This is a genomic window from Maricaulis sp. (genome assembly GCF_030149425.1).
Taxonomy (GTDB): Bacteria; Pseudomonadota; Alphaproteobacteria; order Caulobacterales; family Maricaulaceae; genus Maricaulis.
Map to the genome: position 1 here is coordinate 1 of NZ_JASBRQ010000077.1, position 21141 is coordinate 21141.

At 62.1% G+C, this 21141-nt stretch carries 25 protein-coding genes; 10 read left to right on the top strand and 15 right to left on the bottom strand.

The window, feature by feature from the left end; translation table 11 throughout:
* The first annotated feature begins 49 nt into the window (after positions 1–49).
* From Q1V57_RS13230 to dprA, 4 genes are read left to right on the top strand one after another with little or no spacing between them, the layout of a single operon-like run.
* Positions 50–1012 (top strand): aspartate carbamoyltransferase catalytic subunit, encoded by a 963-nt coding sequence (locus tag Q1V57_RS13230; protein WP_300531888.1) that lies wholly within the window; start codon positions 50–52, stop codon positions 1010–1012.
* A complete protein-coding gene (locus Q1V57_RS13235; RefSeq protein WP_300531749.1) occupies positions 1009–2292 on the top strand; it encodes an amidohydrolase family protein in 1284 nt (427 codons plus the stop codon). The genes Q1V57_RS13230 and Q1V57_RS13235 overlap by 4 nt, the downstream gene beginning before the upstream one ends.
* A gap of 4 nt (positions 2293–2296) precedes the next feature.
* On the top strand, positions 2297–2965 hold the full coding sequence (plsY, locus tag Q1V57_RS13240) for a glycerol-3-phosphate 1-O-acyltransferase PlsY (protein ID WP_300531752.1): 669 nt from the start codon (positions 2297–2299) through the stop codon (positions 2963–2965).
* The gene (dprA, locus tag Q1V57_RS13245; RefSeq protein WP_300531755.1) at positions 2962–4104 is read left to right on the top strand and encodes a DNA-processing protein DprA; all 1143 of its coding nucleotides are present in this window, start codon (positions 2962–2964) and stop codon (positions 4102–4104) included. The genes plsY and dprA overlap by 4 nt, the downstream gene beginning before the upstream one ends.
* Here dprA and Q1V57_RS13250 read toward each other — a convergent pair.
* The 4 genes from Q1V57_RS13250 to Q1V57_RS13265 form a co-directional block, all read right to left on the bottom strand.
* On the bottom strand, positions 4101–4352 hold the full coding sequence (locus Q1V57_RS13250; RefSeq protein WP_300531758.1) for a hypothetical protein: 252 nt from the start codon (positions 4350–4352) through the stop codon (positions 4101–4103). The two genes, dprA and Q1V57_RS13250, sit on opposite strands and share 4 nt — an antisense overlap.
* A 62-nt stretch (positions 4353–4414) precedes the next feature.
* Positions 4415–4885, bottom strand: a complete 471-nt coding sequence (locus Q1V57_RS13255; protein ID WP_300531760.1) for a J domain-containing protein — start codon at positions 4883–4885, stop codon at positions 4415–4417.
* Between the two features lie 8 nt (positions 4886–4893).
* On the bottom strand, positions 4894–5781 hold the full coding sequence (locus tag Q1V57_RS13260) for a division plane positioning ATPase MipZ (RefSeq protein WP_300531763.1): 888 nt from the start codon (positions 5779–5781) through the stop codon (positions 4894–4896).
* A gap of 58 nt (positions 5782–5839) precedes the next feature.
* Positions 5840–6448, bottom strand: coding sequence for an SPOR domain-containing protein (locus Q1V57_RS13265; RefSeq protein ID WP_300531766.1), 609 nt, complete (start codon positions 6446–6448; stop codon positions 5840–5842).
* Positions 6449–6543: 95 nt separating this feature from the next.
* Here Q1V57_RS13265 and panC point away from each other — a divergent pair, with 95 nt between their 5' ends.
* Positions 6544–7425 carry a pantoate--beta-alanine ligase gene (gene panC / locus Q1V57_RS13270; RefSeq protein ID WP_300531769.1) on the top strand — a complete coding sequence of 294 codons (882 nt, stop codon included), beginning with the start codon at positions 6544–6546 and terminating at the stop codon, positions 7423–7425.
* Between the two features lie 36 nt (positions 7426–7461).
* On the top strand, positions 7462–8226 hold the full coding sequence (locus Q1V57_RS13275; RefSeq protein ID WP_300531772.1) for a glutaminyl-peptide cyclotransferase: 765 nt from the start codon (positions 7462–7464) through the stop codon (positions 8224–8226).
* 1 nt (position 8227) lies between these two features.
* On the opposite strand, the gene Q1V57_RS13280 is transcribed toward Q1V57_RS13275, so the two are convergent.
* Positions 8228–8665, bottom strand: a complete 438-nt coding sequence (locus Q1V57_RS13280; RefSeq protein ID WP_300531775.1) for a DUF1489 domain-containing protein — start codon at positions 8663–8665, stop codon at positions 8228–8230.
* Between the two features lie 159 nt (positions 8666–8824).
* Here Q1V57_RS13280 and Q1V57_RS13285 point away from each other — a divergent pair, with 159 nt between their 5' ends.
* Positions 8825–9262 (top strand): hypothetical protein, encoded by a 438-nt coding sequence (locus Q1V57_RS13285; RefSeq protein ID WP_300531777.1) that lies wholly within the window; start codon positions 8825–8827, stop codon positions 9260–9262.
* Here the strand turns inward: Q1V57_RS13285 and Q1V57_RS13290 are convergent.
* Positions 9259–10212 carry a hypothetical protein gene (locus Q1V57_RS13290; RefSeq protein WP_300531780.1) on the bottom strand — a complete coding sequence of 318 codons (954 nt, stop codon included), beginning with the start codon at positions 10210–10212 and terminating at the stop codon, positions 9259–9261. The two genes, Q1V57_RS13285 and Q1V57_RS13290, sit on opposite strands and share 4 nt — an antisense overlap.
* A gap of 307 nt (positions 10213–10519) precedes the next feature.
* Between Q1V57_RS13290 and Q1V57_RS13295 the strand changes: the two genes are divergently transcribed.
* From Q1V57_RS13295 to Q1V57_RS13305, 3 genes are all read left to right on the top strand, one after another.
* Positions 10520–11869, top strand: a complete 1350-nt coding sequence (locus tag Q1V57_RS13295) for a globin-coupled sensor protein (RefSeq protein ID WP_300531783.1) — start codon at positions 10520–10522, stop codon at positions 11867–11869.
* Between the two features lie 10 nt (positions 11870–11879).
* Positions 11880–12332, top strand: a complete 453-nt coding sequence (locus Q1V57_RS13300) for a BLUF domain-containing protein (protein WP_300531786.1) — start codon at positions 11880–11882, stop codon at positions 12330–12332.
* Positions 12333–12449: 117 nt separating this feature from the next.
* Positions 12450–13070, top strand: coding sequence for a helix-turn-helix domain-containing protein (locus Q1V57_RS13305; protein WP_300531789.1), 621 nt, complete (start codon positions 12450–12452; stop codon positions 13068–13070).
* A gap of 6 nt (positions 13071–13076) precedes the next feature.
* Here Q1V57_RS13305 and Q1V57_RS13310 read toward each other — a convergent pair whose 3' ends face one another.
* The 9 genes from Q1V57_RS13310 to Q1V57_RS13350 all read right to left on the bottom strand — a co-directional run bounded on the left by Q1V57_RS13310 (position 13077) and on the right by Q1V57_RS13350 (position 21111).
* The gene (locus tag Q1V57_RS13310) at positions 13077–15068 is read right to left on the bottom strand and encodes an acetyl/propionyl/methylcrotonyl-CoA carboxylase subunit alpha (protein ID WP_300531792.1); all 1992 of its coding nucleotides are present in this window, start codon (positions 15066–15068) and stop codon (positions 13077–13079) included.
* A gap of 137 nt (positions 15069–15205) precedes the next feature.
* Positions 15206–15988, bottom strand: a complete 783-nt coding sequence (locus Q1V57_RS13315) for a DUF817 domain-containing protein (RefSeq protein ID WP_366145162.1) — start codon at positions 15986–15988, stop codon at positions 15206–15208.
* A 220-nt stretch (positions 15989–16208) separates the two neighbouring features.
* Positions 16209–16403 carry a hypothetical protein gene (locus tag Q1V57_RS13320; RefSeq protein ID WP_300531797.1) on the bottom strand — a complete coding sequence of 65 codons (195 nt, stop codon included), beginning with the start codon at positions 16401–16403 and terminating at the stop codon, positions 16209–16211.
* A 9-nt stretch (positions 16404–16412) separates the two neighbouring features.
* Positions 16413–17588, bottom strand: coding sequence for a hypothetical protein (locus Q1V57_RS13325; RefSeq protein ID WP_300531799.1), 1176 nt, complete (start codon positions 17586–17588; stop codon positions 16413–16415).
* Positions 17585–18277: a hypothetical protein gene (locus tag Q1V57_RS13330; protein ID WP_300531802.1), complete on the bottom strand. Its 693-nt coding sequence runs from the start codon at positions 18275–18277 to the stop codon at positions 17585–17587. The genes Q1V57_RS13325 and Q1V57_RS13330 overlap by 4 nt, the downstream gene beginning before the upstream one ends.
* Before the next feature lie 105 nt (positions 18278–18382).
* Positions 18383–19177, bottom strand: a complete 795-nt coding sequence (locus Q1V57_RS13335; RefSeq protein ID WP_300531805.1) for an enoyl-CoA hydratase-related protein — start codon at positions 19175–19177, stop codon at positions 18383–18385.
* A gap of 212 nt (positions 19178–19389) precedes the next feature.
* On the bottom strand, positions 19390–19782 hold the full coding sequence (locus Q1V57_RS13340) for a hypothetical protein (protein WP_300531808.1): 393 nt from the start codon (positions 19780–19782) through the stop codon (positions 19390–19392).
* 119 nt (positions 19783–19901) lie between these two features.
* The gene (locus Q1V57_RS13345; RefSeq protein ID WP_300531811.1) at positions 19902–20222 is read right to left on the bottom strand and encodes a hypothetical protein; all 321 of its coding nucleotides are present in this window, start codon (positions 20220–20222) and stop codon (positions 19902–19904) included.
* A 256-nt stretch (positions 20223–20478) separates the two neighbouring features.
* Positions 20479–21111, bottom strand: coding sequence for a heme-binding protein (locus tag Q1V57_RS13350; protein ID WP_300531814.1), 633 nt, complete (start codon positions 21109–21111; stop codon positions 20479–20481).
* Positions 21112–21141: the final 30 nt, after the last annotated feature.

Sequence of the window (21141 nt, forward strand, 5' to 3'; positions counted from 1 at the left end):
CTATACCGCCGCAAACCTTGTCCAGGGCCTTTCAACACCGGGAGAGATGATGAGCCGCGCGGCCTTCACCTACGACTTTCCCCACCGCCACCTGATTTCGGTGGCTGACCTCAATCCCGTTGACATCCAGATGATCTTCGAACGCGCCGAGCATTGGCGCGCGGTCAATCGCACGACCGAGAAGACGTCTGACGCCCTCAGGGGCATGACGGTGCTCAACCTGTTCTTCGAAGCCTCGACCCGGACCCAGGGTAGTTTCGAAATGGCCGCCAAGCGCCTCGGTGCCGATGTGGTCAATTTCGCCATTGCCCATTCCTCGGCGAAGAAGGGCGAAAGCCTGTCCGATACGGCACGCAATCTCGCGGCCATGCAGCCCGACATTCTGGTGGTTCGCCACAGCGCGACGGGCGCACCGCAATATCTGGCTGACCGGACCCATCTTGCGGTCGTCAATGCCGGTGACGGTATGCATGAGCACCCGACCCAGGGCCTGCTCGACGTCTTCACCCTGACGCGGCGTTGGGGCGGGGTTGGCGGCAAGCGTATCCTGATCGTCGGCGACATCCTGCACTCGCGCGTCGCCCGTTCGAATATCGGCCTCCTGAACATTCTCGGCGCGGAGATTCGCCTGTGCGCCCCGCCGACGCTGTTGCCGACCGATGTTGATCAATGGGGGGTGGATGTCTTCCACGATCTCGACGACGCCATGACCGATTGCGACGCCGTCATGGCGCTGCGCCAGCAAAAGGAGCGCATGTCCGGCGGGTTTGTGCCCTCTGAACGCGAATTCTTCCAACTGTTCGGCCTCTCCCATGAGCGTATCCGCCGGGCCAAGCCCGACGTGCTGGTGATGCATCCGGGCCCGATGAATCGCGGCGTCGAGATCCACTCGAAACTGGCGGACGATCCCGAGCATTCGGTGATCATGGACCAGGTCGAGAACGGGGTTGCGGTGCGGATGGCCGCGCTGGAACTGATCGGCGCCAATCTGCGCCAGGAGACGCGCGCATGAGGACGAGTTTTGCCATCACCAATGCGCGCCTGGTCGATCCGGCGACGGAGTATGACGGCCCCGGCGGGGTGCTGGTCGAGGACGGCCGCATTGCCCAGACCGGTGAGAGCCTGGACCTGAGCGGGGCAGAAACCGTCATCGACGCGGGCGGGAAAATCCTCGCCCCGGCTCTTATTGACCTGCGCGCCGCCAAGGAACCGGCCCTGACCTCGGATGGGGAAACCCAGTCGAGTCTCGCGGCGGGGGCCGCGGCCGGCGGTTTCGGCACCGTCGTCCTGGCGCCAAATGAAACCTCGCCACTGGACGTGGCCGGTGGTTTTGCCGGCATGGTCCGGTCGCTGAGCCAGCACGGTGTCCGTGTGCACTCCGCTGCAGCGGCAACCCACCGCCTGCAGGGCGAAGCCATGGCCGAGATCGGATTGATGGCCAAGGCCGGCGCCGTTTATGTCGGACAGGGTGATCATACGATCGAAGACAGCCGCACCCTGCGCCGGGTGATGAGCTATGCCAGCCAGTTCGACCTCTGGCTCGCGCTGCGGCCGGAAGACGCGCATCTGTCGCGTCATGCCGTGACTACGGAAAGCGACTGGTCGGCCCGGATGGGACTGCCGGCGGAACCGGCGATTGCCGAACGCATGGCGGTTGACCGCTACGCCTCGATTGCCGCGCTCTCCGGCGGCAAGTTGATGATCGACCGGCTGTCGACCCGTGACGGGCTCGACGCGCTGCGCGCCGCCCGGCAACGCGATATCGAGGTCGCTGCAACGGCGGCCATCGCCCATCTCAGCCTGAATGAAGTCGATGCCGGCGGGCTGGACAGCGCTGTGCGCATGTTGCCGCCGCTGCGCCTGGAGGAAGACCGCCGGGCTCTCATTGATGCGGTCGCGCGTGGAGAGATCGACGCCATTGTTTCCGATCACCGTCCCACGCCTTTTGACGATAAGGGCGAGCCGTTTGCCATGGCGATTGCCGGCACGATGGCGCTTGAAACCCTGCTCGCCTCGCTGCTGGCGCTGGTGCATGACGACGAACTCAGCCTGGTCGAGGCGCTGCGCCCGGTGACCTGCGGTCCGGCCGATCTGCTGGGACTGCCACAGGGCCGCCTGCAGGAAAACGCGCCGGCCGATCTGGTGCTGATCGACGGGGACAAGCCTTGGGTCTGCGATCCGGACACCTTCCAGTCGCCGCGTGGAAACTCCGCCTGGGCTGGCCGACGCTTCATGGGCCGCGCGATACAAACATTTGTCGACGGCCAGGCGATTTACAACTATAACGGGTAGCGCTATGGAAATCTTGTTCCTGATCATCTCCGCCCTAGGCGGTTACCTGCTCGGTTCCATCCCCTTCGGCCTCGTCATCACCCGATTGGCCGGGCTGGGCGATATCCGCGAGATCGGTTCCGGCAATATCGGTGCGACCAATGTCCTGCGCACCGGCCGCAAGGACTTGGCTGCAGCCACGCTCCTGCTCGACGCGGGCAAGGCCGGGATCGCCGCGGCCATCTTCGGGGCGCTGTTCGGAACCGTTCCGGGCCTGGTGGCCGGTGCGCTCGCCTTTGCCGGCCACTGCTTCCCGGTCTGGCTGGGTTTCAAGGGCGGCAAGGGAGTCGCCACCTTTGTCGGCACCATGCTGGTGGTTTACTGGCCGGTCGGCCTGGTTGTGATCGCAAGCTGGCTGGCCACCGCTGCGATTTTCCGGATTTCCTCGCTTGGCGCACTGGTCGCGGCCCTGGCCGCACCGTTTGCGGCGCTGGGCTTTGGCCGTGTTGATGTGGCGATTATGGCGGGCGCGCTGACCGTGATGATCTACTGGCTGCACCGGGCCAATATCGGCCGCCTGCTCAAAGGCGAGGAGCCGCGCATTGGCGACAAGAACAAGGCGGCAGCCAAGCCTGACGAGGCAGCAAAAGAAGATGGTGCCGACAAAAACGGGGCAGAAACGGAGGCGCCTTGAACGGCCCGGATACGCACAGAGAGGCCCGCCTCGCCACACTCCGCCTGGCCCGGACAGCAGGTATCGGGCCGGTCAATTTCCGTCGTCTGATTGACCGCTATGGCGACGCCCAGACAGCCCTGGACGCTCTGCCCTCGCTGAAGGGCGCAGCCCATCTTTCCATCACCAGCCGGGACGCGGCCCAGCGTGAGCTCGAGGCGGTCGACCGGGCCGACGCCGCTCTCTTTCTGCTTGGGGAGCCAAGCTATCCCGACCTCCTTGCGCGCATCGCTGACGCCCCCGCCGCCCTGATGGTGAGCGGCCGGGCTGAGCTGCTGCAACGGCCTGGATGCGCAATTGTCGGCTCACGCAATGCATCAGCGGTCGGCCTGCGCCTCGCGCGCGATCTGGCCGCAGCGATCTCCGCCGAGGGCCTGGTGGTCACCTCAGGCCTGGCCCGGGGCATTGATGGAGCAGCACACACGGGTTCGCTGGCCCACGGCACGATCGCTGTCGTTGCTGGCGGCATCGATCATATCTATCCGCCCGAACATGCCCGCTTGCACCACGAGATTGCTGAAACCGGCCTGGTCGTATCTGAAATGCCGCTCGCTTCGCGTCCCACTGCGCGGGACTTCCCGCGCCGCAACCGGATCATCTCCGGTTTGACCCGCGGTACGCTGGTGGTTGAGGCCGCCATGAAATCGGGCTCGCTGATCACGGCGCGACTGGCCGGCGAACAGGGCCGCGAGGTCATGGCCGTGCCCGGTTCTCCGCTTGATCCGCGGGCCAAGGGAACCAATCACCTCCTCCGCGAGGGCGCCCATCTGATCGAGAGCGCTGAGGATGTGGTCGAGCTTCTCGGCCAGATACACCTGCCCCCGCCTGAACAGGTCCGCGAAGCGGATGACGGTCCATTCACGCCGTTTGCGACGGACACGGCACCGGAGCACGACACCCCCCATGCAGAGGACGCCGAGCACAGCGCCCCAATGCCGGCGCGTGACCTTCTGGACCTGATCTCACCCGTCCCGGTTTCGGTCGATGAGCTGGCTCGCCAGTCGGGTAAAGGCGCGGGTGAAATCCAGGCTGAGATATTGGAACTGGAACTGACCGGCGCCGTCATCCAGCTGCCCGGGGCGCGTGTGCAGCGCGTCTAGGGTTCGCGCGCGGCCGAACCCACGCCCGCCTCCATTTCCACCATCAAGGCGGTGACCTCAATCAGGCTACAGCAACGCTCCAGCCCGGCATGATAGGCATCCTCGCTGAGGGCCCGCAGGCGTTCCGCCAGCTCCAGCATGTCACCGTCTGCGGTGATAGATGGGGATATGGGCTGACCGAAGAGGTCATGGCCGGGCTTGGGGCTCGCCGGCTTGCGGCGACGAAAGAGCGGCAATTGAAGGGTCATGTGTTTCTCTCCCACAACCCCAAATTACTACCTATTGGTGTATGAATCAATATATGCGCGAATTAGGAGTTTTTCTGGATTTGATCCAGGAGCAGGTCGCGCGCCGCTTGAACCTGACGCGTCAGGGCGGCTGATCCTTCGCCGGTATCCGGATGCAGCTTTTTCATCAGGCTTCGGTAGGCGGTCTGGATTTCCGTCTCGCCGGCATCGTCGGACACGCCCAGGACCTCACGCGCCTGCGCTGCCGTCATCGCAGACGGTCCGGTGGACGAGGGCTGGCCGTGCTGGCCGCCCGGCCGGGAAGACTGACCACCGGCGGCGGGCCGCACGATATCTCTCATCATGGCCAGGCCGAACAGACCGAGCGGGATACCCAGGGCCGGTACGCCGCGCAGGGAAATCACCGTGCCCGCGATCAGCGCCCCGGCCATCAGCACGATACGCGTCGCGCGGACGGCATCAGAGGTCTTCTGGCGGGCGAACCACCAGCCCGCTGCCAATAACGCCATGCCGGCAATAAGGCTGAAAAGCATGTTCATGATCAGAACGGAATCGAAGCGCCTTCAAGATCGGGCAATTTGAGCACGATCAGCAGGTCACGCAACTCCTGCCGCGCGGCCACATGGCTCATGGTGAAGGCAATGGTGGACCCGTCCTCGGTCAGATCCAGCAAGGTCAGGCCGAGCGGAAACAACTCGCGATAGACCACGCGCTCGGCGAACCCAGGCGCCAGGCGGAAACCGATACGCTGGGACAGACGCTTCAGCCCCTCACCGACCCGCCGCTTATTGCGCGCATCGAGCATGGACATGCGGTTACGCATGACGATCCAGTCAATCGACCGTTTTTCCAGCGAGGCTTTGCGCTTGCGGCATTCCCACACCATCTCGCTGTAGATACTCGGCTTGCCGACCTCATAGCTCTCCGGGTCGATCTCGGCGAGCAGGTCGAAGTCGACGAAACTGTCATTCACCGGCGTGATAATCGTGTCGGCGGAGGCATGCGCCAGACGGGAATAGTGCGTATCGGCACCGGGCGAGTCGATGACGATGAAATCATAATGCTGCTTGAGATCGCTCAGCAGGTTGGAAAAGCGTTCGGTCTCTTCCATCTCCGAAAGGTCGAGATCCCGCTGCGAGCTCGGTGACAGGCGCACTTCCGCCGGTTGCGGCAATTCCACCCCGTGACGCTCTGACCAGTCACGACGGTTCGACAGATAGCGGCCGAACGTGCGCTGACGCAGATCCAGATCCAGCGCGCCAACCGTTTTGCCCATGCGCAACAAGGCGATGGCCAGATGCATGGCGACGGTGGACTTGCCCGCACCGCCCTTCTCATTGCCGACGACGATGACATGGGCAGCCTTGGAACCGGCACGCACGCGGCCGATCGGCTGGGAGGGAAGCTTGAATGCAGAATGCGTGGTCATGACCCGAACACTATCTCGCGCCCGCCCGCTTCAATAGCCATGGACGCATACGCGGCTGTTATTCGTGCGCCTCTTCCGACACACCTTCAAGCCCCTGCCCGGTAAAATCCCCAGCCATACAATAACCGCCGCGGGCCTCGATGTCTGCACACAGGCTACGCGCCTCGCCGGCGCTGTCGAACGGACCGGCCTTCAGACGCAGAAATGTGCCCCGCCCAGCGATCTCACGGGTCTCGAGGCGCGCTTCAAGTGCCCCTAAGCCGGGATGCTCGGACTGCAGGGTCTGCCAGCCGGCCACCGCATTATGGGCGTGGCGATAGGAGGCAATATGCACCCCATGCTGCAGGCTGGGCGCGTCGATCATGTCCGCTGGCGGAGCAGCCGGAGCCCCTGCCGCCTGGCCACTCGCGGCCGGCATGGCCGAGGGATCCGGACCATCGCCGCGCTCGCTGAGTGCCCGCGCCAGTGCGATCAGTTCCGGTTCGACAGTCTCGATCTGCTGAGGATCAAAACGCGCCAGATGCGCCAGCTCGCGCGCGGTGGCATCCGCCAGCCGGGCATTGGCCGTGGGCGCGATGGAAACCTCCACATCCCCGGTATCCGCAGACGACAGGGTGGCGCAGCCCGCGAGCGGGAGAAGAAGCAGTGCAAAGCCGATGCGTGTCATGACAATAGCTGTTAGCGCGAGTCGTGCCGCTTGCCTCCCTCATCGCTTATGAGTAAGCCGGTGCAAAGCCAGTTCCGGCTGTTTCGGATCACCCAATGATCAATCTGCAAATACCCCACGCCACCACTGTCTCGGCTCTGCGTGCCCGCATTAAATCCTGGCGCGAAGACGGCCTGACGGTGGGTTTTGTTCCCACCATGGGCTCGCTGCATGATGGCCACCTGTCCCTGGTGCGCCTGGCCAAGGCGCAATCGGATCGCGTGGTCGCCAGTATCTTCGTCAACCCGGCGCAGTTTGCCGAGGGTGAGGATTTCGACACCTATCCGCGCGACATGCTGAGTGATGCAGAGAAGCTGGCGACGGCGCAGTGCGACCTGATTTATCTGCCGGAACGCGAGGCGATGTATCCGGGCGGGTTTGCCAGCAAGATCGAAATGACGGGCCCCGCCCTGGGTCTGGAAAGCGAAAGCCGGCCGCATTTCTTCTCCGGCGTCGCCACTGTTGTCGCCAAACTGTTCAACCAGGTTCGCCCCGATGTCGCCGTCTTCGGCGAAAAGGACTACCAGCAATTGCTGGTGATCCGCCAATTGGTGCGCGATCTCGATTTCCCCATCGACATCATCGCCGGCGAGACAGGGCGGGATCGGGATGGCCTCGCCCTCTCCTCGCGCAATGCCTATCTCAGCGAGGCCGACCGCAAACGCGCCGCGGCCCTGCCGAAAATTCTCAAGGCGCTCGCCGATGCCTTGTCTGCAGGCGGCGATGTGCAAACCGCCCTGGCGACGGCCCGCGACACCGCCGAGGCGGCGTTTGATGGCGTCGACTACATCACCGTGCGCAAGGCCGCGGATCTGGCCGAAACCGAGCCCGGCCCGCTGCGCGAGACCGGGCGCATTCTGGCGGCTATACGTCTCGGCGACACGCGGCTGATCGATAATCTTGCCGCTCTGCCTTTCAAGGGCCCCAATCCGGGCTAGACTGGCGCTTCCGATTGCCCTGGGGGAGAAATGTCCATGATGCGTTGGTTGACCGCGCTGGTCTTGCCGTTTGCTGCTGCGATGCCGGCTCAGGCCCAAATCGAGATCATCCGGCCTGAGATCGTCGCCACTTACCCGCATGATACGGACGCGTTTACCCAGGGGCTTTTCATTTCCGACGGGCAGTTATTCGAGTCCACCGGGCAGTTCGGCGAATCCAATCTGCGCCGGGTCGATCTGGAAAGCGGTGCCGTCCTAGACCAGCGCGATTTGCCCGACTCAGTCTTCGGCGAGGGCAGCACCCGGCTGGGCGACGAGATATTCGTGCTCACCTGGATGTCTCAGACCGGTTTCATCTACAACGCTGAAACACTCGAGCTGATCGAAACCTTCACCTATCCCGGCGAAGGCTGGGGCCTGACCGATAATGGCGACGCGTTGATCATGAGCGACGGCTCGGACGTGCTGCGCTTTCTCGATCCGTCAGATATGAGCCTGGTCCGCGAACTTCCGGTCACCCTCAATGGCCGGCCGGTTCGGCGGGTCAATGAGCTGGAATGGATTGACGGCGAGATCTGGGCCAATGTCTGGCAGCAGCCGCAAGTGCTGCGCATCGACCCGGAAAGCGGTGCGGTCACCGCGGTCATCAATATGCGTGACCATGTGCCGGCCAATATCGGCAATCCGCGCGATAATGTCCTCAATGGCATCGCCCACGACCCCGAGACCGGCCGTATCTTCATGACCGGAAAGCGCTGGCCGGTGCTGTACGAGATCGCGCTGCCAGATGCGGCGCAATAGCCTACCAGGCGCCGATTTCCATCAGCTTGGCCCGCAGATCCGGCGGCAAATCATCGCCGCCTGACGCACCCTCGCCCAGATCGCGCGGTGCATCCTCTGGCTTGAGATAGCGCCAGCCCTGGAAAGGGCGTTTCGGTGATGGCGATGTCCGGATGAGTTCCGGCGCCATGATGATGGCGCAGCGCTTGATGCCGTCATCGCCCTGCACTTGTTCCAGTGCGATAATCTCTGAGCGGCACTGGATAGAGCCGTTGATGACCCAGTAAAGCGATCCGCCATTCTCGACCTCGTCCTTCTTGGCCGGCATCATGCGGGTGACATGGACGATGAGTTCCGGTTCTCCGGCCGCCCGGCGCCGTGCGCATTCCTTTTCGCGCCAGGCCTCCAGCTGCTCGATCGAGCTGATACCAACGCAGAGTTTGACGAGATTCATAGCCATCAAGCTGAGTTAGTCCGACTCAGGTCCGGGGTCAAAGCCGCCCACACGCCAAACGGGAGCAAATCGCAACCACACCACCTAAGACACTGATCTATATAAAAATACTGGTTCGTACCGGGCAGCACAGGGTGTAGTCTGTGGCGAAACGGAACGGGGCTCGTGTATTCTGTGGGCAATCGCAGCGCCATATCGCCATACAGCCGGACAACGACGGTCGTCGCCTTTTTTCTGGGCCTGCAGACATTTGTCCTGCTGTTTCTGGTCAGCGCGATCCTGGTCCTAAAAACCGGTATCTGGCCGGAGAATTATTTCGGCCTCGATGGCGCCAATATCGTGCGCCACTCATCAAGCTTCACGCTGAACGGCACCTTCATCCTTTTGGGCGTGACCATCACAAGCCTGGTCCTGCTGATCCGTCGCTCACCCTGGGTATTTGCCACCTATACGGTGGCCGTGGTCGGCCATGCGGCCGTCTGGGTCTCCAATCTGAGCAACCCGTATTATCACGGCGAAATCGGCTTCATCATTTTCATGATTGAAGTCCCGGCCGGCATACTGCTGGCCTGGGACTTCCGCCCCAAACCGCTCGCCGCCTAGGCCGCTTCGCGGTCGATAAACCCGTCGCGCGCGTCCGGGTCGACCTCGAAAGTCCGTTCCGATTTCGGCATCGGTTTGGCCTTTGCGGGCAGGATTTTCTGCTTCAGTTTCCACATCCGCGTCAGCCAGATCTTGGCCTCCGCCCCCAGCCCTGTCTCGTTGAGCGAGGTCGGGTTCATGCCGAAACTGCGGCGCATCAGCCCATTGGCGAAATGGATGGCATTGCGGCGGCGCGATTGCGGGGTGGAAATCTCAAACGGTACAGAGACATTGATGCCGGACTGGTTCTCGATCCGGTGCGGGCCGTGCAGCGGCCAGTTGGCCGCCATGCCCGGGTGCAGATCAACCGTGAAAGCCGCCTCGTCCCAATCAGGTTGGAACGGAATATCCTCGGTCTGCTCATGATGCAGAATGGCTTCCATATATTCCGCCTTGAGGAAGGGCTCGGCCACCGGATAGGTCCGAAAACGCTTCACCCCGCGCATATGCCAGAGCATGGTCTCGGAGACGTCGGAATGCAGGAAGACCTGAGCCGAGGGCGAGGAGATCAGGATGCCGGCTTCCGCCGTAAGCGGCCGGAAGGACGGGTCCGCGGCGCGCATATCGCGCAGCATGGACTCAAAGATCGGACGGTATTGCTCATCCTGGTCCATGGCATGGCGCAGATTGATCCAGAGCTTGCCATTGCGCACTGCATCGATCAGCTCCAGCCCGGACAGGTCGCCGGCCTCTCCAGCCCGCCAGCTGTCCCGCGCAGTCGCATCATCGCCCATGGTGCAGATATCGGTCAGCTCACGCGGGTGACGCTCGATCAGCGCCGCCAGCGCCATATCGGAGAAAGCCTGGTGCTCATGATAATTGTGCCGGACGACAACGGGCCGGCTGCGAAAGTCCTGCAGTGCCGTTTCGGTCCAGGTCGATGAGAACTGTTCCATATAAGTGTCGCGCATTGATCCGTCTCCGCATGGTTCGCGGACAACGGAGCAAGACCCGTGCCGTTTTCCCCTGAGGCGGGAAGCGTACGCGCCGCTTTAAACCAAACGGGCACGAGCAGAGCCTCGCAATGCTCCGTCTTCGCCCCCCGCCGCTCGTGGTGTGGGAAGAGGTCGAAAAATGCAATCAATGCAGCTCGTGACCGGGTAGATTACCTGAAGGGACGCCAAGCCCCTCAACCAAACCCAGAAAAATAGTAGTATAAAAAAAGTCTTATAGGATTGCGAATCGGCTTGATTTCGACACCTCAGAATAGGTGAAAAAATGACCCCATCCGACCGCTCATCCGATCTTGAATTTTTCGGTCTGACAACGGCGCGCGCGCAAACCTTGCGCCAGCTGCGCCTCCCACTGACTCAGACGCTCGAAAACGCGTTGGACAATTTCTACGCCACGACAGCCCGCAACGCGCAGGTCGACGGATTTTTTCGTGATGACACGCACCGTGACCAGGCCAAAGGCCGCCAGGCGGGCCACTGGCAGACCATTCTTGCGGGGGAATTTGGCGATGATTACTTCGCCGCTGTGCGTAAGATTGGCAAGATCCACGCCCAGATCGGGCTGGAGCCGAAAAGCTATATTGCTGGCTATGTGGCGATTGCCTCTGATCTGGTGATCGGCGCCATGCGCGAGGGCGTTACCACCTCGCCAATCGGCAGGCCCAATTTCTCAGAGGCAGAGCGATTTATCGAAGCCGTGATGCGGGCAATCTTTTTCGACATGCAGAACGCCATCTCGGTTTATCTAGAAGAGAGTGAAAAGCGCGCCGCCAAAGCAAGAGCGGAGCTTGCTGACACGTTCGATGCCGAGGTCGGAGCCTTGCTGGAAAGGCTATCAGGCGCCACTCAGGAACTGGACACGGCAGCACAGCAGATGACCCAGTCGGTGCATGGTGCGCTCGACGACGCGACCAGTGCCGCATCAGGTGCTGAAGAATCCGCCGCCAGCGTGCACTCCGTTTCTGCTGCAGTCGAACAGATGCAGATCTCGGCCAAGGAGATCGCCCAACAGGTCGGTAATACGACCGACACGGCCGGGGCGGCCTCCAAGGAGGTCCGCGCCACCAGCACCACAATGGAACAGCTGCGCACAGCGGCCGAGGAAATCGGTACAGTGGTGACGCTGATCCAGGACATCGCCGAGCAAACCAATCTCCTGGCTCTCAATGCCACGATTGAATCGGCACGCGCCGGAGAAGCCGGCAAAGGCTTCGCTGTGGTCGCTTCGGAAGTGAAAGCCCTGGCCGGGCAGACAGCAAAGGCAACAAAGCAGATCGCCGACCAGATATCCGAGGTCCAATCAGCCACTGCCTCGACGACGTCGGCTATCGACACGGTCAGCCAGACGATCGACTCGGTGAATCAGGCGTCGCTGACCATCAATGCCGCCATTGAGGAACAAACCGCCGTGATCTCGGAAATCGCGCGCAATAGCATTGAAGCCGCGCGCGGCAATCAGGACAGCGCCAACGCGACCAACCGGCTGGAAGGCAATATTCGCAATGCCGGCGATGCGGCAGACCGGGTGACCGCCTCATCCGTCCAGCTTCGCGACGATATGGCGGCATTGAAGGACGGTATTCACGATTTCCTGCAGCGCGCGCGTGCCGGTTAGGGAGAGAGAGATGTTTCTCGCTCGCATGGCCTACTATAGTCGGCCTGTCTGGGATTCCCGCTCTCCGGAAGCCCGGCGAAAAATGCTCAAGGGCATATTAAGCGCGGGCATTCACAATAATCCGCAAGCCGGGCTCACCGGTGCGCTGGTCTTTGACGGCATTCATTTCATCCAGATTCTTGAAGGCATGCGTAGCCGGGTCTGGGCAACTTTCAAGCGGATCGAGAGCGACCCGCGGCACTGCGATGTTGTGCTCGCCGGTTTTCTGGAAGTCCCGGAGCGACTATTCCCGAATTTTGCCGTCATGGCTCCAGCCGATGGGGCGACTTTCAAGCACCGGGTCGCCATCCCCGATCCCGATGTCGCAACCTTCGACATGCTGGTGGCCTACGCCGCCCGCCACTTCCGCGAACAAAAGGACCTACGCTTGGTCTCCTCCAAGCGAAAAGAACCCGCAGCCTGAAGGTACTTACTGTTTTCAAGCCACCGGATCGGACGCGTTATTAAATTATTTCCGGCCGGGAAAGCGCAGGCAAGGCGTGGTAGAATACCACTATTCAATCGCCAACTGCTCACTCCGATGATTATAGAAACCGAGATCGACTGGCCGGCGAAGCTCAAAGAGCTGCGCTATCTGGAAAACCTCAAGCAAGAGGCTCTTGCGGCTATCCTGGGATACAGCCAGGGCGCGGTCTCGCAATGGGAGCGAGGCGTGCGACCGCCACCGCTGGAGATACAGGACTGGCTTCGCAAGAAGCTGCAGGCCTCCCCCAGTAACAGGCTGAGGCGTTCACTCGAACGAACCATACAGACCACCAATGGCTGTGCCGGCCTGTTTGCCATCCGCGATGACCGCCCGGTGCTGGCGGATGCGAGTCCAAGATCCTGGACCGACTTCAGGATCTTCACCCGGGACGATATCGGCGAGTTCATCGGTGACAAGGCCGGAGAGGAAACCGCCGCCGTTCACCGCCGGCTCGCAAGACACGGCATGTTCAAAGGCGAGATAGAATCTGTGCGCAGTTTCCACGCGTCGCGCCGTAACGGTGTCGAAGCACAGGGCTTGATGCACTACGTGCCCTTCCGGACCAATCACAAGGACTGGATGGTCATCGCCCAGCACGAGCCCATGACGCGACCGGACTTCGAGGCTCGCTATGGAACCGGCGACACTTTCGGGATGGAAGTCTCCGCCTGGTAAACTGCGCTAGCCCTCGTCCTCGGCCAGCGTCACCAGCATATCGCCTTCGGCCACCTGGGCTCCGGCCTCGGCGCCCAGCTCGGCAATGACACCGTCGCGCGGGGCGGTCAGGGCGTGTTCCATTTTCATCGCTTCGAGCACCACCAGGGCATCCCCCTTGGTGACACGGGCACCGGCTGTGACATTGACCGCCAGCACCTTGCCCGGCATCGGCGCCTTGATCACGCCGCCGGCATCGGCGGCATCGGCGGCCGCTTCCGGATGGGGGAAGGCGTAAAGCCGGGTATCGCCGCGGCAGGAGACGAGAAAACCCTCCTCCATGCGCAGAACGTCGGCACTGAGCGGGCCATCCTCGGCCTCGGCATCGAAATGATAGAGCGCCTCGTCGAAATCGCCTTCCACGGTGTTGATCCGCAATGAGCCGTCGCCAGCCTCGACGATCATGTCGGAGCCATCGAGGCGAAGCGCGGCCTGCACGGTCTCCTCGCCCACAACGAAACGATTACGCAGGCGCGGCGCCGCGTTCAGGCGCCAGCCATCGGCGATGGCGAAGGGATCGAAATCATCGCCCTCGCCGGCTTCGATCATGCTGGCCAGGGCGGCAAAACCGAGGCCTTTGAGATCAAGCCCCGCCGGCACCAGGGTATCGAGGCGTTGCTCGATGAAGCCGGTATTGACCCGGCCGGCCAGGAAGTCCTCGTCAAGCACAGCCCGGCGCATGAAGCCGGCATTGGTCTTGACCGGATAGACCCCGACCTCGTCGAGCGCATAAGCCATCATATAGGCAGCCCCCTCGCGGTCGGTGTCGAAGGTGATGATCTTGGCGATCATCGGATCATAGAAGAGCGACACCTCGCCGCCCTCGGCGACACCGGTATCGATCCGGGTGTGCTCGTCTTCCTCGGGCAGGCGCAGGATATCGAGCGGCCCGGTAGACGGCAGGAAGCCGGCATCGGGATCCTCGGCATAAAGCCGGGCTTCCATGGCATGGCCCTGCAGCGAGATTTGATCCTGCGGCGGCACCGAACCGCCCGCAGCGACCCGCAATTGCAGCTCAACCAGGTCGAGCCCGGTGACCATTTCCGTGACCGGGTGTTCAACCTGGAGACGGGTATTCATTTCCATGAAATAGAAGCCGTCTTCGCGCAGCTCACCGGAGCCGTCGACGATAAACTCGACCGTGCCGGCGCCGGCATAATTGACCGCCTTGGCCGCATTGATGGCGGCCGAACACATGGCGGCCCGCACCTCTGGCGTCATACCCGGTGCAGGCGCTTCCTCGATGACCTTCTGGTGCCGGCGCTGCAGCGAACAATCGCGCTCATACATGTGCACGACACGGCCATGGGTATCGCCGAACACCTGCACCTCGATATGGCGCGGGCTGGTGATGAATTTCTCGATCAGGACACGGTCATCGCCGAAACTCTTGGCCGCCTCGCGCTTACAGCTCTCCAGCGCATCCGCGAATCCCTCGGTGGCGTCGACCTTGCGCATGCCCTTGCCGCCGCCGCCGGCAACGGCCTTGATCAGAACCGGATAGCCGATCGTATCGGCCGCTTGTTTGAGCACCTCCGGGTCCTGGTTCTCACCATGATAGCCCGGCGTGACCGGCACACCGGCCTCTTCCATCAGGGCCTTGGCCTGGTCCTTCAACCCCATGGCGCGAATCGCATCGGCCGGCGGGCCAACAAAGATGATGTCATGGGCCGCGCAGGCGTCTGCAAACTCGGCATTTTCCGACAGGAAGCCATAGCCCGGATGGATCGCATCCGCCCCGGTCGACTTGGCCGCCGCGATGATCTTGTCCGCCAGCAGATAACTCTCCGCGGCCGGGGCCGGGCCGAGATGCACCGCATCATCGGCTTCGCGCACATGCAGGGCGTCGGCGTCAGCATCGGAATACACCGCGACACAGCGGATGCCCATGCGGCGGGCAGTGCGGATGACACGGCGGGCAATCTCGCCCCGATTGGCGATCAGAAGCGTCTTGATCATGTCGGTCTTGCAATCAGTTGGAGTGGTTGGCGCCCGTATCGCACACTCCGGGCCGCGAGGGAATGACCCGGGCAATGCGCGGCGCAGGGCCTCTGCTTTTAGGGCATGTTCAACGCAACCGCGACAGCGGCTAGGCCTCAGGACTTGTCGCGCCGGTATTGCACAGCGGCGACCAGGACAAAGCTGATGATCATCAGCAGATACCAGGAGCCCAGCTTGGCCAGCGAAACCATGTGCCAGCCCGCTTCCTGACCCGGATAAGTCCAGGCCCGTGCGAACGTGCCGATATTCTCGGCAAACCAGATGAACAGCGCCACCAGGACAAAACCGATGACCAGAGGCATCGGCCGGTGCGCTTCATCGGGACGGAACCAGACCAGGCAGCGGCCATAAATCGCGACCGTCGCAGCAAACAGGGCAAGGCGGATATCGGCCAGATAATGGTGGGCGAAGAAATTGATATAGATCGCGGCGGCGAGAACGCCCTGCAGCCAGAGCGGCGGGAAATAGACGAAACGGAAGTCGAAAATCCGCCAGACGCGCGCCAGATAGGACCCGACTGCGGCATACATGAAGCCGGAAAACAGCGGTACGCCGGCAATCTGTAACAGGCTCGCCTCGGGATAGACCCAGCTCCCGGCCTGGATTTTGAAGATTTCCATCACCGTGCCGACGACATGGAAAACGGCGATGACCTTGGCCTCCTCCCAGCTTTCCAGCTTGGTCAGGATCAAGGTGACCTGAATGGCCAGCGCCGACAGGGTCAGAAAATCATACCGCGCCAGGGCGGCATTGTCGGGATAGAAGAGATAGGTCGTCAGCAAGAGCGCCAGCATCAGCCCGCCAAACAGGCAAGCCCAGGCTTGCTTGATGCCGAAGGCAACAAACTCGAACACGCCCTGGCTCCAAGGGCCGCGCACGAAAGCAGCCCGCAGGGCCTCCCGGCGCGCATGAAGCCACGTCTTGGGATCAAAGCGGCCTAGCAGAGCCACGCTCCGTGGGCCCGCATATCTCCGTCAGTACAGCTCACACTGATCCCGCCTCTCTCCGAGCCCCTCAGGCGATATGCCATGGCGAGCCGGATCGGGAAAGCGTGGGGCCGGTTCAGCGGCCCTGACGGCCGCCTTCACAAGCAAGGCGCTAGGGACAGGCCGGTGCCGGTCCGGCATGCGGACTAGCTTCTGACTTCTGCCACATCTCTGTCACGACCTGGCGCTCTGACGGTTGTGCCGTGGGGTTGAGCCAGACGCAGACCTCGATGAGTTGAGCTTCTTCGCGACAGACACGGCCGACCTTGCTGCCATTGGTCACAATCGACCCTGGTGATGTGCTCATGAGCCCCTCCTATTGATAATCCGACATGTCCAGCAGCGATCGATAAGCGCCGAACGCCGACTCGATCGTCGCATCCGCGGCCGTCCGGGTTGCATCCGTATCGGATAAGCGCCCCTCCTCAACGAGGATCACGCTCGCCATGTCATGAATGGCGGCCCGCCAGGCCTGTTCGCGCGCATCGCGCTGCATCAGGGTGTCTTGTCCCTGTTCAAGGCTTGCACCGGCATTGGCCAAGGCCGCCCCGGGCTCGCCGGCGGTGCCGGAGGTCACCGGCACACCGCTCGCCTGGGCCATCGTCAGCAGGATCTGCGTCGCCGCCTTGCTCGCCATCGCCGCTGTAGACGCCGGGTTGAAGCTCATGCCCTTGACCGAGAAATCACCCTGGGAATTGAGCCGGAGAACAATATCGCCATTGCCGAAGAAGGTGGCGGCACGCGCCTCGTTGAACTCTTCCGACCAGTATTCCTCGGGAAGATTGGCCAGATGCCAGGCATAATCGCTGTCCACGAGGCTGCCATTGCCGATGATTGAGCGCAGGTGAGCCTTGAGCCGGGCCTGTGCATTGGCCACGGCCTGGCTGGCACCGCTTTCGGCCGGAGCAGGCGCGGGAGCCCCGACCAGGCGACGATGCCGGTCGATGACGCCCTGGGCGTACTCACCGACGAATTCGATCTGGCTGTCCTGCTCGCGGATAAAGGTCTGATCATAGGCGATGCGGGCGCCGAGCGCTTGCGCAACCGGTCCGCGGATCCAGTAGCGATCCGCCTCGCTGGCACTGCCCAGAGCGGTGTTCAGGGCCTCGTTCAAAGTCATCGCGCGGCTGATATAGGTGGCAAAAGCGCGGTTGATATCGCTGTCGGGCGCGAGGAAACGGGACAACCCGTCGCTCTGGGTTTGAACCCAGTCCTTGATGTTCTGGTCCTGGGTGTTGGCGGCCACGGTTTCGAGGGCGCGGGCGACACTGGCAAACTCAACCTCATAGCGCTCACGAAGGGACGCCACACGAGCCTCCAGGTCCGCCTGGGTCTGGCGTCGATAGATATGCATGCGGCGCCAATCCTCACCGGCATCGGCCAGGACACGAACTTCATCAGGATTAGCGATATCCACGCGGACCTGCAGCGACGAACAGGCGCCAAGACAGGCGCTCAGGCTGATCAGAACGGTCAGGAATATCCGGCTCATTGGCTGTCTCCCTGGTGGGCATCAAACCAGCCGCGCGCCTCGGCGAAATCACTGAACCCCTCAGATCGCCCCATGGCCCGGGCCAGCGTATTGAGGGCGCGCAGATAGGCCGCCTCCTTCTGCGTGGCATCATCAATGCCCCGGGCTGCCTCAAGATCCGCTGCCAGGGCGGTTGTCATCGCCTGAGCCCGCGCCGTGCGCACACCGCTCATGGCATTGCTTTGTGCCTGCTCGCGCAACTGATCGCGATTGACCAGATTGGTGATCGCCTCGGCCACAGCTTGGCGCTCGGCGAAGCCGCCAATCATATTGGCCACGCTCTCCGCGTCCGTGCTCATGATCATGACGAAGGCGCCATTATCGGCATCGGGCGACAGGGGCCGGATGGTCTCGCCTTCAACCTTGGGCAGGTTGGTGAACAAGGCCGGCGTACGCTGGTTCTCCGTGGTGCGCAGCTCGTTGAAGATCAGATCGACCGCGCGCTCATCATAATAGCCGGCCACATAACGCGCCGAGGACAATGCGGCCGTCCCGCTGACTTCAAGACGGAAGAAATTTGTCGGCTCGCCCGGGCTTTCTTCACTGTAGGAAGCGAAGTAGTGCCGCTCGTGGACGGTCGCCCCGCAACCGGCAAGCATGACGGACGTGGCGACTGCAATAACAGCCGCTTGAGGCAATGATCTGGACATGGCTCCCCCTCTCTCCAGACGGGAAGTATCACCCAGCTACACAATTCCTGCAAGAATTCATCAAGCCTGAGTTGTGCAAAAAGTGAACGCTCTTTGGCCGTCGCGTTACTCCGCCCAGCTGGGTTTGCGCCGTTCCAGAAAGGCTGTGAGCCCCTCCCGGCCCTCTTCGGAGGAGCGCCGGCGGGCAATACCGCGTGCGGTATGGGTCATCAGCTTGTGATCGATCTCTTTGCCGAAGACGTCATCGACAAGCGTTTTGGCATCATGGATCGCCCCCGGGGCGCCTGCAAAAGCGAGCTTGGCGAGATATTCCTCAAGCTCCTGCATCTCATCGAGCGATGCCACATCATATTGTGCGAGGCCGATCTTGACCGCGAACGCGCCGTCAAACCGCTCGCCGGACGCAAACAGGGCGCGCGCCCATTTCGGCCCGATCGCCCGGACCACGAAAGGCGAAATGGTTGCCGGGGTCAGTCCCAGCTTGACCTCGGAGAAGGAGATCTTGGTGTCTTTCATCACCACTCCCACATCGCAGGCGGCCAGCAGTCCGGCCCCACCGCCCATCGCAGCGCCATGCACCAGGGCCACCGTCATTTGCGGCAGGTCGTAGAGCCGCTTGAGCATGGTGGCGAGATTGAAAGCGTCCTCGAAATTATTGTCTTCGGTATAGTGCGCGGCAGCCTTCATCCATTCCAGATCCGCCCCGGCAGAAAAGCTGGGTCCATTGCCGCGCAGGAAGACCACGCGGACCTCGTCCAGATTGCCTCTGAGCGTTTCAAAAATGTCCGACAGGCGCGAAATCGTGTCGGCATTGAAGGCATTGTGCTTGTCAGGCCGGTTCAAGGTAACGACGGCGACACCGGCGCGGGACACGTCGAGGAGAACGGAATCATCGGACATGGCAAAGGCCCTTCTCAAGCAAAGCGTGAAGTCGACTATAGGCTTAGCTTGACCCTGCCCGCACGCCAAGGGGCGCGTTGCCGCGGTCAGGCCGGCCCGGGGACCAGGTCAGAAAACGGGCCAGAAAAAAGGCCGGAAAAAAGGGCTGCGAACACGTGCTCGCAGCCCTCAAACAGGTCTCGGTAATATGTGTCAGAGCTGTTCGTCCCGGCTTACTCGCCGCGGAAGAAAATGCCCTTGAGGATCGACAGCACGATGATGGCCAGGAAATAGCCAACCGCCAGAGCGCCGAGATAAAGAAGATAGTCCTGCTGCAGGAATTGCTGGCCAAATGCGGCCGCGTCGAAACCGTCAGCACCGCCGCCACGGACCATCGGCATGACCACATCGACAATGACGTGGATGATGACACCGACCACCGTAAAAATCAGGATGGCGCCAAACTCGCGCATCAGCAGGGCCAGCACGAGCGCGATCACGCCCAGCTGAATACCAAGCTGCATCCAGTCAACAACTGCACCGTCGCCTGCGTGCACAAGCAGACCCGGCATGAAGAACTCGAGGGCCATATTGAGATAGCCCATGATCTGATCCAGAATTTCCATTCGCGGTCCCCTCCCGCATTAAACAACTCGACGCATCTTACCCCAAGACACACCGTTAACGAAAACTTTCTTCGAAAACTCGGTCAAGAAAAGCGAGTTCTCCTGTGAGGCGAATTTTCTTAACCTTTAATCACAACCCGCTTGACCGCGAAGAGAATTCCCACGGCGATCAGATAGCCGACAAAAAGCAGCCCCAGATAGCGCCAGAAGTAGGGTTCAAGCACTTCTGGCAGGCGCAAAGGCCCCACTTCGGCGAAGACCGGCGAGAGCACATCGAGCGCGACATGCGCGACGACAGCGCTCACTGCGACAACGAAAAGCCTGCCCCAGTTGGACATGGCCAGCGCCGCAACAACGGCGACGACCAGCCCCTGGACCGCATTGACCTCATCAAATCCCGCCCGAGCGAAGTCGAGCGCGTCACGAAACATGTCTTCCATGGATTTCCCCCCATTGCCCGGCTCAACACGCCGGGCGTCACTCAACCATTAACCGATTTTAACTTTTGCGTCACCGGGGCAAATCGGCTCCGAACCGGGGGATTGGGAGGCGGCCGGAACGGTTCTGGGGGGTATCTCGTCGCGAATCCGGTGCGATTCACGCGTGATGGAGGCGCGATATCTGCGTGCGGCCGGTGCGTTTCACGCGGGCTCGCGGTGCGATATCCGTGTGCATCCGGTCCTGTGCGGGACCCGATCAGCCGCTGCGGGCGACCTCGAACATGACCTCGTTTCGCCGGAAGGGTGTCGGCACCCAGGGCGGATCATAGCGCGCATACATCGCCGTCGAGACAATCTCGAAACCCTGGTCGGTGAGATAGTCGCGCAGCTCCTCGGTCTTGGCCATGAAGCGCGCTTCATTGGCACCGCCGGAAAAGCGGATCGCCGCGACCAGGCGTTCGGGCTGTTCGACCAGTTCAACGCGGGCATCATCGGGTACCGGCAAGGTGTCCATCGTCCACTCCGGCGGCATGACAAAGGCAACGCGCCAGCTGTCACCATTTGTTGCCTGCTGCATCACCGGGGTCGTCATGGCGATTTCCTGGGAGCGTTGCTGCACCACCGGCGTGGTCATGGCGATACTGTCGGACCCGGATCCGGAACGCGCCGTATTGCCGCCGAAAATATAGTTCCCGAGAGGCCGGAAACCGCGATTGCCTGCCGCCCGCATCGAGCCCGTCACCTCGACTTCGGCCAGGATCATCGGCGCATACAGGCGCAGTTCGATATTACCATCACGGCCAAGAATGCGGTGCGGCGGCTCGTCAGCGGCCATGGCCATTGGACCGGCAAAAACAAGCAGGAGGGCAGCAGCAATTACTCGGATCATCGGCGGGGCTCCTTGGGATCATGACAGGAG

What these genes read in the sequence shown, in the direction of transcription:
- Q1V57_RS13230 (WP_300531888.1), top strand. Translation starts at nt 50, where the DNA reads ATGAGCCGCGCGGCCTTCACCTACGACTTTCCCCACCGCCACCTGATT.
- Q1V57_RS13235 (WP_300531749.1), top strand. Translation starts at nt 1,009, where the DNA reads ATGAGGACGAGTTTTGCCATCACCAATGCGCGCCTGGTCGATCCGGCG.
- plsY (WP_300531752.1), top strand. Translation starts at nt 2,297, where the DNA reads ATGGAAATCTTGTTCCTGATCATCTCCGCCCTAGGCGGTTACCTGCTC.
- Q1V57_RS13250 (WP_300531758.1), bottom strand. Translation starts at nt 4,352, where the DNA reads ATGACCCTTCAATTGCCGCTCTTTCGTCGCCGCAAGCCGGCGAGCCCC.
- Q1V57_RS13255 (WP_300531760.1), bottom strand. Translation starts at nt 4,885, where the DNA reads ATGCTTTTCAGCCTTATTGCCGGCATGGCGTTATTGGCAGCGGGCTGG.
- Q1V57_RS13260 (WP_300531763.1), bottom strand. Translation starts at nt 5,781, where the DNA reads ATGACCACGCATTCTGCATTCAAGCTTCCCTCCCAGCCGATCGGCCGC.
- Q1V57_RS13265 (WP_300531766.1), bottom strand. Translation starts at nt 6,448, where the DNA reads ATGACACGCATCGGCTTTGCACTGCTTCTTCTCCCGCTCGCGGGCTGC.
- panC (WP_300531769.1), top strand. Translation starts at nt 6,544, where the DNA reads ATGATCAATCTGCAAATACCCCACGCCACCACTGTCTCGGCTCTGCGT.
- Q1V57_RS13275 (WP_300531772.1), top strand. Translation starts at nt 7,462, where the DNA reads ATGATGCGTTGGTTGACCGCGCTGGTCTTGCCGTTTGCTGCTGCGATG.
- Q1V57_RS13280 (WP_300531775.1), bottom strand. Translation starts at nt 8,665, where the DNA reads ATGGCTATGAATCTCGTCAAACTCTGCGTTGGTATCAGCTCGATCGAG.
- Q1V57_RS13290 (WP_300531780.1), bottom strand. Translation starts at nt 10,212, where the DNA reads ATGCGCGACACTTATATGGAACAGTTCTCATCGACCTGGACCGAAACG.
- Q1V57_RS13295 (WP_300531783.1), top strand. Translation starts at nt 10,520, where the DNA reads ATGACCCCATCCGACCGCTCATCCGATCTTGAATTTTTCGGTCTGACA.
- Q1V57_RS13300 (WP_300531786.1), top strand. Translation starts at nt 11,880, where the DNA reads ATGTTTCTCGCTCGCATGGCCTACTATAGTCGGCCTGTCTGGGATTCC.
- Q1V57_RS13305 (WP_300531789.1), top strand. Translation starts at nt 12,450, where the DNA reads ATGATTATAGAAACCGAGATCGACTGGCCGGCGAAGCTCAAAGAGCTG.
- Q1V57_RS13310 (WP_300531792.1), bottom strand. Translation starts at nt 15,068, where the DNA reads ATGATCAAGACGCTTCTGATCGCCAATCGGGGCGAGATTGCCCGCCGT.
- Q1V57_RS13320 (WP_300531797.1), bottom strand. Translation starts at nt 16,403, where the DNA reads ATGAGCACATCACCAGGGTCGATTGTGACCAATGGCAGCAAGGTCGGC.
- Q1V57_RS13325 (WP_300531799.1), bottom strand. Translation starts at nt 17,588, where the DNA reads ATGAGCCGGATATTCCTGACCGTTCTGATCAGCCTGAGCGCCTGTCTT.
- Q1V57_RS13330 (WP_300531802.1), bottom strand. Translation starts at nt 18,277, where the DNA reads ATGTCCAGATCATTGCCTCAAGCGGCTGTTATTGCAGTCGCCACGTCC.
- Q1V57_RS13335 (WP_300531805.1), bottom strand. Translation starts at nt 19,177, where the DNA reads ATGTCCGATGATTCCGTTCTCCTCGACGTGTCCCGCGCCGGTGTCGCC.
- Q1V57_RS13340 (WP_300531808.1), bottom strand. Translation starts at nt 19,782, where the DNA reads ATGGAAATTCTGGATCAGATCATGGGCTATCTCAATATGGCCCTCGAG.
- Q1V57_RS13345 (WP_300531811.1), bottom strand. Translation starts at nt 20,222, where the DNA reads ATGGAAGACATGTTTCGTGACGCGCTCGACTTCGCTCGGGCGGGATTT.
- Q1V57_RS13350 (WP_300531814.1), bottom strand. Translation starts at nt 21,111, where the DNA reads ATGATCCGAGTAATTGCTGCTGCCCTCCTGCTTGTTTTTGCCGGTCCA.